At 35.3% G+C, this 12379-nt stretch carries 3 protein-coding genes; all 3 read left to right on the forward strand.

Annotated elements, in window-relative coordinates; translation table 11 throughout:
* Positions 1–14: 14 nt before the first annotated feature.
* Positions 15–1373 (forward strand): DNA repair protein RadA, encoded by a 1359-nt coding sequence (gene radA / locus ACFO5O_RS12220; RefSeq protein ID WP_387964168.1) that lies wholly within the window; start codon positions 15–17, stop codon positions 1371–1373.
* A gap of 278 nt (positions 1374–1651) precedes the next feature.
* A complete protein-coding gene (locus ACFO5O_RS12225; RefSeq protein ID WP_387964170.1) occupies positions 1652–8314 on the forward strand; it encodes a LamG-like jellyroll fold domain-containing protein in 6663 nt (2220 codons plus the stop codon).
* Positions 8315–8657: 343 nt separating this feature from the next.
* Positions 8658–12368 (forward strand): LamG-like jellyroll fold domain-containing protein, encoded by a 3711-nt coding sequence (locus tag ACFO5O_RS12230; RefSeq protein ID WP_387964172.1) that lies wholly within the window; start codon positions 8658–8660, stop codon positions 12366–12368.
* The last annotated feature ends 11 nt before the right edge of the window (positions 12369–12379 follow it).

Genomic DNA, 12379 nt, shown 5'->3' on the forward strand with positions numbered 1-12379 from the left:
TCCTATCACAAACTATGGCTAAAGTAAAAACATCCTTTTTTTGTCAAAATTGTGGCAGCCAATTTTCAAAATGGCAAGGTCAGTGCACAACGTGTAAAGAATGGAATACCATAGTTGAAGAGGTTATTCAAACTCCCGAAAAAAGTGATTGGAAAGCCCCTAATTCTAATGTAAAGCGTGTTTCAAAACCCTTAAGAATAGACGAAATTGATGTAGGAGAGGAGATAAGATTAAATACACGTGATGAAGAATTTAATCGTGTGCTTGGCGGAGGTTTGGTACCAGGGTCCTTAACACTTTTGGGCGGCGAACCTGGTATAGGGAAAAGCACCTTATTACTTCAAATAACCTTAAAACTTCCATATAAATCGTTATACGTTTCAGGTGAAGAGAGCCAGAAGCAAATTAAAATGCGAGCTGAGCGAATTAACCCAAGTAACACCAATTGCTACATACTTACTGAAACAAAAACCCAAAACATCTTCAAACAAATTGAGGCTTTAGAACCAGACATTGTGGTCATTGATTCTATTCAAACGCTTCATAGTGATTATGTTGAATCTGCTTCTGGAAGTATATCACAAATAAAAGAATGTACTACCGAACTCATCAAATTTGCAAAAGAAACGGCAACGCCCGTGATTTTAATTGGCCATATTACAAAGGATGGTGCCATTGCAGGACCTAAAATATTAGAGCATATGGTTGATACTGTCTTGCAGTTTGAAGGGGATAGAAACCACGTTTTTAGAATACTTCGTGCTAATAAAAACCGATTTGGGTCTACAAACGAATTGGGGATCTATGAAATGCAAGGCTCTGGATTACGTGAAGTTTCAAATCCATCAGAAATTTTAATTTCTCAAAAGGATGAAGAATTATCCGGGCATGCAATTGCCGCTACTTTAGAAGGCATGCGCCCGTTAATGATTGAAGTACAGGCGCTGGTGAGTACCGCTGTATATGGAACGCCTCAACGATCGGCTACTGGTTTTAATGCGAAACGTTTAAATATGTTACTCGCTGTTTTAGAAAAGCGTGCAGGGTTTAGGTTAGGCGCAAAAGATGTGTTTTTAAATATAACGGGAGGTATTACCGTTGATGATCCTGCAATTGATTTAGCGGTTGTAGCAGCCATTTTATCTTCAAATGAAGACGAAGCAGTTTCTAAAGAATTTTGTTTTGCGGCTGAAGTTGGTCTTTCTGGTGAAATTCGTCCTGTGCAACGTGTTGAGCAGCGTATTTTAGAAGCTGAAAAACTAGGATTCTCAACCATTTTTGTTTCTAAATACAATAAAATAGCATTAAAAAATACTGTGATAAAAATTCAGTTGGTATCAAAGATTGAAGATTTGATTGCCTTTATTGTTTAACACCTAAGACGTCTCAATATACCTATCAAAACCAATTAAAAGGGAGCAGTTTTTAAACATGAATACTTTGCACTATTCCAAAATTTTTAAAACACAATTGTGTTTGATAAATAGAATAGTTTTAAATCCATAATTAAAGGCTTCATTATTTTTCCATTTTACAAATACCATTCATCTATATTAAATTGTAATTTATTTCAATATACAAACCATTAAACGAATAGATCTTTTTAAAAGTAATACCGCTATTAATTTTGCCATAAGTCAAACTATGCGAAATGAATGTAAAACTACTCTTAAAATTACATCTTTTAAGTATTTTGGTATTTGCTAATATTGTAAATGCTCAAGATGCCGATGTTGCACTTACCCAATTTTTAGTTGATGATCCAACTCCTGATGTTGCTCAAGTAATCACATATACTTTAGAGGCAACTAATTTGGGAACACTTACCGCCACTAATGTTAAAATTGAAAATAAGACACCTTCTGTGTTGACTTTTGTTAGTAGTGGAGGTTCAGGGACTTATAATCCAATAAGTGGAGTTTGGGATGTGGGTACTTTAACAGCTAGTGAATCTAAGCAACTACTAATTTCTACTATCATTAATCCTGGTACGTCGGGTACCAGTATAACGAATTTCGCAAAACTTCTGTCACTTGATCAATCCGATTCTTTAGCAAGTAATAATTTTGCTAGAGCTGCAGTTCAAGTAACTTCCACGAACCTTACTCTTACCAAAGCAGTAGACGATGAAACACCAAATGAAGGTCAAACGGTAGAGTTTACCTTAAAAGTAAAAAATAATGGCCCTGCAGATGCCACATCAGTTATAGTAAACGATATAATGCCAGATGGATTAACTTATGTGAGTGATGATAGTGGAGGAACTTATGACAATATATCAGGTGATTGGACCATAGGGAGTATTGCGGATGGCGTAACAGAACAAATTAAGATTCTAGCTCAAGTAGATACTAATACAGCAGCACAAATCATTACTAATAATTTTACTTTAAAAAGTTTTGATCAAGTTGACGATGACTACTCCGACAATAAAGCCGCGGTACAATTATTTGTAAATGGTGCTGATTTGGCAATTACCAAAACCGTCAATGATACAAATCCAGCGGTAAACGATGTAATTACTTATACGATAACGGTTTCTAATAACGGGCCTTTAAAAGCAAATAATATTACGGTGCTAGATGTTCTGCCACCAGAATTAGCTTACCAATCATCAACCAATTCTCAGGGAGACCCTTACAATAGCCTTAATGGCGAATGGTTTGCTAACGATTTAAATGCAGGAGCCTCGGCAACATTAACTATTGATGCCCTTGTTGGGCTTTTTGCTAACGGCCAACGTATAACTAATACGGCAAGCATTCAAAGTGTGGATGAAGATGATAGTATCGTCGTAAATAATTCGGACAGTGCCAACATAGGTGTAGGGTCTGCTGATATTGAGGTTGTTAAAAATGTTAATGTTCCAACAGCATCAGAAGGTGCATTAATAACCTACTCTATACAAATAACGAATAATAGTAACACCACTACGGCATTTAATTCTAGTGTAATAGATGTATTGCCAGATGGTGTAACCTATGTTAGTGATGATAGTGCTATAACTAGCACAACTTATGATTTAACAACGGGGCTTTGGGATTCAGGAGATATTAGTACCAATTCTTCTAAAACCTTAAATATTGTTTGTTCTGTAAATACTGGAACTGGTGGACTGGTAATTACAAATACTGCATCAGGATCATCGATTATGGATGACGCCAATCTTGCCAATAATCAAGACACAGCAAGCTTTCAAGTAAATGGTGCTGATCTCGAAATTAGCAATAGTGTGGATAATCCTACTCCAACCGAAGGAGATACAATTAACTATACTATTACAGTAACAAATAATGGAACCGATACTACAACTAATGTAAGTGTTTTGGCTGAAATACCATTTTCAGTCAGCCACCTATCCAATACACCTTCTCAAGGAACATTTAATGAGACAACAGGAAATTGGACTATTGGTACCATCCCAAATGGAGGTTCGGTAAGCTTAAATATTTCTGCAACCGTAAGGCTGGGTGGATGCACATATTTTCCGGTATCAATCTCAGCTTCGGATGAGCCTGATGGCATTATAGATAATAATAAAGCCACTGCAACAATACACGCAAAGAAACAATTTGCCGCAGGTGCTTCTATAATTGATATGGGTGTGACTCCTCAGACTTATAATAATGGACTGATACCTTATGGACTAGTTTATGAGCTAACGATTAATCATAAAATCCCAGTATATTGGCTCATTGCTTCTCATAAAACTTGGGGGAACACGGGTGTAAAACAAGATCATACAGATATAACTATAAATGGAAAGGATTATAAAGGTGGGCCTTTTGTAATTCCTGCCGAATTTATGAGTATAGCTCAACCTGTTATAGATACTTGGGTTGCAAGCTACCCTGGCTTGACTATAGATGCTAATTTGCCTGCTTTTGATGGGCATATGTATGATTATATAACTAGTTTCCCAAGAGCGGTTTTAGATGAACAAAATGGAGATAAAATTCAAACAGCATTTTATGATAATGCCAAGGTACCTTTTACATATGGTCGTATTGGAACACCAGATGACCTAACACTCTGTGATGATATTTATACCATGCCACATGCCGATCCGCAAAATTGGACGGCTGCAACTGTAAATACTTTAATTGATTTTATCGAAAATGGAGGCTATTTCTGGGCAGCATGTCATGCTGTGAGTGCCATGGAAGGTCTTGTAGATACGGATAGTAATGGGATTCCTGATTTAAATTTATTGTCAAAAAACGGGTTAATACCATGGGGAGACCATGCTGATGGTACACCTCCATATTCTTATAATGCAGTAAGCAGTAATTTTAATTCTGGTGAAACGGCTTCAGATCCATTAATGCAGTTTATGAGTACAATGGATGGAGCCTTATTAAATGGATCAGAGCAAATTTATATTCCAGATACCGAAGGGTGGAGGAGTACAACAGTATTAGCTATTACTGACAACGACCATCCAGAAGTCATAGATGGAACCTATCCAACGGGTCCAGCAACTGCTCTGGCATATGGAAGAGCCTTTGGTGACGAGTCCTACGGAATGGTAATGTATGAAGGGTCACATAGTATTACTGGTGGTACAGAAGCAGAAGATGTTGCAGCAGCTAGAGCCTATGGTAATTTTGTTCTTCAATCAGGTTTAGAACGTCGACCTAAAATTGTACTAGATGTAGTTCAAAGTAAAATAGCTGATGATCTCACTCTAACAATCACTGGTGAAGTTACAGGTATATCACCGCCATTTACCTATTCATGGGTAGATTCTTGTGGCGGAAGCTTTGATAACCCCAGTGCTTTAAATGTGACGTATACTCCACCTACAATAAACGGTGCACCTTTAGAATGCTTACTTACTTTAGATGTTGTAGATAATTGTGGTAGAGCCAATTTTGTGTCTTTCATTCTAACGATAGATAAAGATTCAGATGATGATGGTGTTTTAGATGGTGATGATTTAGACGATGATAATGATGGTATTCCAGATGTAATTGAAGAGAATGGTAATCCCTTAAGAGATACAGATAACGATGGGATTGTAGATAGATTAGATGTAGATGCAGATGGCGATGGCATATTTGATATGGTAGAAGGGGGATTGACTTTAGATCAAATTAGTTTTTTTGATACAGATAACGATGGTGTTATAGATGATAGTTTTAGCTTTGGACCAAATGGTCTGATTGATGATCTTGAAATCAGTACAGAATCTGGCACTGTAGATTATGATGGGAATGGTTTAGAAGATGACTTCACAAATTCAGATGCTGACGGGTTTTACAACTTTCAAGATATTGACGCCGATAATGATGGCATTCCAGATAATATTGAAGCACAAACAACTTTAGGCTATATAGCTCCAGATGCGACTATAAATTCTTTAGGAGTTAATAATGCCTATCCTAATGGTATTGTTTTAACCGATACAGATAAGGATGGAATACCGGATTATATAGACTCAGATTCAGATAATGATGGCATTCCAGATATTGAAGAAAATGGGATGTCTAATACATTATTAAATATTGATTCAGATTTAGATGGTTTAGATGACAGCTTTGAAGGGATTTCTCTTAACGATTTCGACGTTAATGATGAGATTGACGACCCAACTGCTTCCATTTTACCAGATACAGATGGTGATCTATTTACATCTGGGGATTTGGATTATAGAGACTTATTTAATGTAAATCCACCTCAATTTTCTACTCTTGACTTTGATGGTATTGACGATTATTTGTCAACTCCTTCATTTATTGATGGTTCAGCTACCATTACTTTAATGGCCTGGATTAAGGCAGATTTAGAAAACGGTTTAAAAAATAATGTAACTATAGCAGGTGAAGATGAATCTTGTCGAATTTTCTTAAATGATGGAAATATACCTGGGTTTTCAATTAAAACTGGCTCTAATGCCACTACTCTAGTGTATGGTAATCCAATAAATTATGATGAATGGCATCATATCACAGGAACCTATTCCAGTATTACCGGGTTGCAGTACTTATATGTTGATGGCTTGTTAATTGGAACACTAAATACAGGTAATACAGGAGTTTCAATTACTAATACGGCAACTGCTAATGGCGCATTTGAAGTTGGCAGGCTTTCAAAACAGGTGAGTGAGCAAGAATATTTTAAAGGAGACATTGATGAAGTTAGAGTTTTTCAAGATGCTTTATCAGGTGATCAAATTCAGCGAATGGTATATCAAGAAATACAAAATAATTATGGTCTTGTACGTGGTACTGTTATTCAAAAAGATATTATTGATATTAATACTGGCCTCACAGTTTCTTGGTTAAATCTTTTGGCATATTATCCAATGACCAATATTGTTAATAATACCACAACAGATTTTTCCTCTAATTCCAACACATTATTTTTACACAACATAACAACTTACCAAGAACAAACAGCACCAATGCCTTATGAAACTGTGCTTGATGGTGATTGGACTACTGAAGCAACTTGGCTACATGGGGATGTATGGGATATTGAAGATGTTATTAATAACAAAGATTGGAGTATTGTAAAAATTAATAACAATATCACCTTAACTGGAAGTTCAAAAACTATAGGCCTCTTTATAGATAATAATAAATCTTTAATTGTAAATGGAGATAATGTAATTGAAAATAGTTGGTATTTTGAATTAAATGGGACTCTTGATTTGAAAAATGATTCTCAATTAGTACAAACAAGTCATAGCGATTTAGTTACGTCTACAGTTGGTAAAATTTTAAGAAGACAAGAAGGACATTCAAATTTTTATAGATATAATTATTGGGGCTCTCCAGTGGGATTGACTAAAGCCACCTTATTTATTAATAATAATTTACCTACTAATAATCCTAATAATACTGATTTTAATTTAGAAAAACTTAAAAATCATCATGCAGAGGTGATGCAATTTACAAGTTCATACAATACTTTAGGAAAAATCAGCACAAGATGGCTTTATAATCTTCAAAATGGAGTGACCTATTTTGATTGGGATTTTGTAAGCCCTACAACTAATCTAGCTTCAGGGGTAGGCTATATCCATAAAGGTACTGGAGCCTCATCACCAACACAATTATATATTTTTGAAGGTAAACCGAATAATGGGACAATTGTAGTTCCGGTCACAGATGTTGGAGGTCCGGGTTCAATTCCTTCACAGTCTAAAACGGAATATTTGTTTGGCAATCCGTACCCTTCGGCATTAGATATTCATCAGTTTATTGATGATAATGAAGGGGTTATCGATGGAACTTTGCAGTTGTGGCAACAATGGAGTGGGGATTCACATGTTTTAAGAGAGTATGAAGGGGGTTATGCTCAAGTAAATAAATTAGGAAGCGTTAGGGCTTATCAATTTGTCGGTTTAGAAGGTGAAACAACAAACGCTCAAGATGGCACAAAAACTCCATCAAAATATCTTTCAGTTGCACAAGGATTCATAACTGAAGTTGTTGCTGATGGCAGCGTAGTCTTCAATAATGATCAACGTGTTTTTATTAAAGCAGCTGATGCCGATGGTTCATATAATAATGGAGCTACATTTTTTAGAACTAAAGGTAGTTCTACCTCTAAATCTAAACAAAATGAAAATAATAAGTTGGATAGCAATAGAACTGGCGCAAAGGAATCTAGCCCAAACGTTTTTCAAAAAATACGTTTAGAATTTAATTCAGTAACTGGTCCTCCTACTCGACGAGAATTATTGCTTGGGTTTAGTGAGGAAACTACTGATGGTTATGACTACGGTTATGACGCTATTAATACGGTTGAAAGCACTACAGATTTAAATCTCTTAATGAATGAAAAAAATGCAACGATGCTTGCTTATGGTCCAATTACTAACGATAAAGTTATTCCTCTAAATTTAATATCATCAGGAGATTATACCTATGAAATTAAAATTACAGAAATACAACTTATAGATAATCATCAAGCAATTTATCTTTTAGATAAAGATCACGATACTCAATTTAAACTTAACGGGTTTAATCCTTATAGGTTTAGTTCAAGGTCAGGAGCTTTTAAAGATAGATTTGAAATAGTATTTCAATCTAAAGAAGCATTGAATATTCAAGAAAATATGGAAATGCAAATCGAAATGTATTATAACCAAACAGATAAAAAACTTATTATAAATGGACTTTCTCAACCACTAGATCAACTGTTAATTACAAATTTGTTAGGACAAAATATATTCGAACTATCAAATGTGTCATCACGCAAGCTAAAAGAAGGGATTAGTTTAGAAAAATTGACAACAGGTGTTTATTTAGCAACTGCAAAAATGGATTCAGATATAATTACTAAAAAAATATTAGTTAGATAGTTTAACTAAAATTATTGGCTTTTAAAATTTAGTTATAAACTTTAAAATCATCAACAAAAGAGAATAAAATCGCACTATTTTTAACAGGTTTGTAAATGATAATAGTGTTAAAAAATTAGCCTTTTGTCGAAGATAATGAGCGTTTCGTCGAAAAAAAGTTTACAAATTTCTTGTTTTATAGGGTAAATTGCCTTAATATTGTTTTATAATTGAGACGTTTAAAACCTCTTTTAGAATTTTTACGTATCTAATTGTGCACTTCCCTCGTGTGTTTATTATCTCCATTGAACAATATTAAATTTAGGTACATAATTAAAAGACCCTAAGTCAATAATATTAAATTATGAAACCTACTTTACGTTTTGCTATTGCGTTAATATGCCTTTTTTGGACATCTATAACAAATTCTCAAACCTGTAATGGATCTACCTTTTTACCACCTGCTACTCCCAGTAACTGTGCCTACACCTATACAGGGACAGGACCTACAGGGTGGCAAAACGCCGCAGGTAATGATATCGCTGGACCTCCAATTTTAGGCTCTGGAGTAAACATAACAGCCAATGTATGCATTTTAGCGAATTTGAATTACAATTTTGCTAGTTTTAAAGATAATACTTTTTACGTGGCACCAGGTGTGACCTTTACAGGTAATGCTTCAGCCATAAAATGTACACTTATTATTGAAGGCACGGCTGTTTTCTCTTCAACACCAGGCACCGGTGGTACAAAAGTCTATATTTATCCTTCTGGATCTCTTACACTTCCAGATACTTTTAGTGTATCCTCTAATGATGTAGTACATAATGCTGGAACTTTAAATATTGGTGTTGTAAATGCAAGTCCAATTCCTAATGTTGTAGCCGATCTAAATGTGAGTTCTACGTTCTGGTCATATTCAGATTCTTTAACCGTAGTTACAGGAGATGGAAATATTTCAGGAACATACAATAACTGTGGCTTATTTGAAGTGTATGGTGATATTCAAACCCAAGGCTCTAGTAATTTTAATAATGATTGTGCTACCTATTTGCATGGCACAATGAAAGTTACAGGAGATTATACGAATATGGGACTCATGTATTTTGAAGGGAATGTTGAACTAACTGGCCCCACTGTTTTTTACAATGCCGGAACTATGGTGTTTTACGATTTAGTTTTAACAAATGATGACATTGTTGGGATTGGAGATCGAGCGGTAATTATTGCCAGAAATACAGCAACACTTTCTAACCGCGCTACAATTACTAATAGTTATTTTTATAATTCATCTGCGTCACCACCTGCTGGCGGAGGCTTTAACAGTGTATGTAGTAATTGTTCGTTGACAGACGTCAACATTTTAATTCAGGCCATCGTCCCAAATACGGTAGAGGAAGTATTGGCCAATTGTGGTTCGGGCGTTATAATTGACGGCCCACATCCTTTAGCAACATTAGATTTTGACGGGGTAGATGACTATTTAACAACAACAAAATTTATTAATGGTTTAAGCAAAGTGTCAATCATGGGATGGGTTAAATCTGATACAGGTAATTCAACCAATATGACCATTGCTGGTGAAGATACTGGTTGTAAACTATGGCTTCAAAATGGTAATAAACCTGCCTTAACTATAAAGGCTTCTGGTGTGGCAGAGAAAACCATCTATGCACCTTCAGTGATAAAACTTAACGAGTGGCATCACCTAACAGGAACGTACGACAGTACTACAGGGACACTTCAGCTTTTTATAGATGGTGTTTTAGTCAGTACAGGTAGTGTTGGCGCTACGGGTAATGTAATTGCTAATACGGCTTCAAGTAACAATAGTTTTGAGATTGGACGTCGCTCTAGTAATGTAACCAATAAAGAATATTTTAAAGGAGATATTGATGAAGTGAGAGTGTTTAATACAGTTGTAACTAACGATCAGTTGCGACGTATGGTGTATCAAGAAATAAAAAGCAATAATGGATTAGTACGAGGGAAAATAATTGATAAAGATATTGTTGATATTTCATCAAATGCTACAATTCCTTGGTCTAATCTTTTAGCCTATTACCCAATGACTGATATAATATCGTACTCACGAACTACTGATTTTTCTTCAAACAATAGGAAAACCTATTTAAAAAATATTACATCGATTCAAGAACAAACGGCACCAATACCTTATCAAACCAAAGCCGATGGCGCTTGGACAACTGAAGGAACTTGGTTGCATGGTGATGTTTGGGATATAGAAGATGTTGCGAATAATAAAGATTGGAGTATTGTTCAGATAAAGAATAACGTAACAACCTCTAATACCTCAAAAACTATTGGACTCATTATAGATTCTAATAAAACATTAACCGTAAATGGTGATAACCTCATTCAAAATAGTTGGTATTTAGAATTAAATGGAACATTAGATTTAAAAAATGATTCTCAATTAATTCAAACTATAAATAGTGATTTAGTGACTTCTGCTTCGGGTAAAATTATGCGACGTCAAGAAGGTGCTGCCAGTTTTTACTGGTATAACTATTGGGGTTCACCCGTAGGTGCAACAGGAATTACCACTTTGACAAATAATAATTCAGCAAGCAATAATGCAAACAATGCGAAGTTTAAGACCAATATGCTAAAGGATCATGTGCCAGCAGCTATGCAGTTTAGCAGTGCCTATAACGCTTTGGGTAAATTAAGTACAAGATGGATGTATAAATTTCAGAGTGGTGTAACGTATTATGATTGGGCACATGTTAATCCTAATGCCGAAATTGCACCTGGAGTAGGTTATATCCACAAAGGAACAGGAACATCCAACCCAAGTCAACAATATGTTTTTGAAGGAAAACCCAATAACGGTACAATTTTAATAAACGTTACCGATAAAGGCGGCCCAGGATCAGCGCCAAATACAACTTACACAACGTCATTATTCGGAAATCCCTATCCATCTGCTATAGATATTCATAAATTTATAGACGATAATCAAGGTGTTATAGGCGGGTCTATCCAATTATGGCAACAGTGGAGCGGGGCTACACATAATTTATACGAATATGATGGTGGTTATGCTGTAGTTAATAAACTTGGAGGCGTACGAGCATACCAATTTGTTGGTATGGAAGGTGCAACAAATGGATCGCAGGATGGAACCAAAACACCAACCAGATATTTGCCAGTTGCGCAAGGTTTTGTAGTTGAAATTGTGGCTGATGGTGTTGTTGAGTTTAATAATGACCAACGTGTTTTTATTAAAGAAGCTGATGCTGACGGATCCTATGAAAATGGTTCATCATTTTTTAGGACCAATGGCAGTGGAAAAGGTAAAGGCAACGAAAAAGACAAAGGTAATGGGAGTGGCAATGGAAATGGGGCTAACACTTCCAATAGGATGAAAAAGTTAAGAATCGAATTAAAATCAGTTACGGGATCACCTACCAGACGAGAATTGTTGCTAGGATTTAGCGATGAAACAACAGATGGTTTCGATTATGGCTATGATGCTGTGAATACCGAAGTCTACAACAGTGATTTAAACCTAGCCCTTGAAGGAGAAAATTACACCATGCTTGCCTTCGCTCCAATCACTGATGACAAAGTCATACCGCTAAATTTTAAATCTTCGGAGGCTAAAAACTTTGAAATTAAAATAACTGAATATGATAATATTGACCCTAATCAGAAGATATTTTTAAAAGATAATTTAACAGGGACCTATGCCAATTTAAAAGGAAGTAAAGCCTATCAGTTTAGTTCTGAAGCTGGTGATTTCAACAATAGATTTGAAATTGTATTTCAACCAGAACAACAAAGCTTAAGTACTGAAGAGTCTGGATATCAGTTTAATTTGATTTTTTATAATAGTACTACAAAAAATCTTCATGTCAAAGGATTAGATTCCAATGTAGATAAATTGTATGTTATAAATATGCAAGGCCAAAACGTAAGGGAGTTTTTTGATCTACAACCCGAAACTTTAAGTAGAGGATTACCAATTTCTGGATTAAGCACAGGGGTTTATATTGTTTATTTTAAATCAGATAACGCAACAAAAACTAAAAAAATCATAATTGATTAATTAATCGATAC

Source organism: Geojedonia litorea, assembly GCF_042654525.1.
Classification (GTDB): Bacteria; Bacteroidota; Bacteroidia; order Flavobacteriales; family Flavobacteriaceae; genus Geojedonia; species Geojedonia litorea.

What these genes read in the sequence shown, in the direction of transcription:
- ACFO5O_RS12225 (WP_387964170.1), top strand. Translation starts at nt 1,652, where the DNA reads ATGAATGTAAAACTACTCTTAAAATTACATCTTTTAAGTATTTTGGTA.
- ACFO5O_RS12230 (WP_387964172.1), top strand. Translation starts at nt 8,658, where the DNA reads ATGAAACCTACTTTACGTTTTGCTATTGCGTTAATATGCCTTTTTTGG.
- radA (WP_387964168.1), top strand. Translation starts at nt 15, where the DNA reads ATGGCTAAAGTAAAAACATCCTTTTTTTGTCAAAATTGTGGCAGCCAA.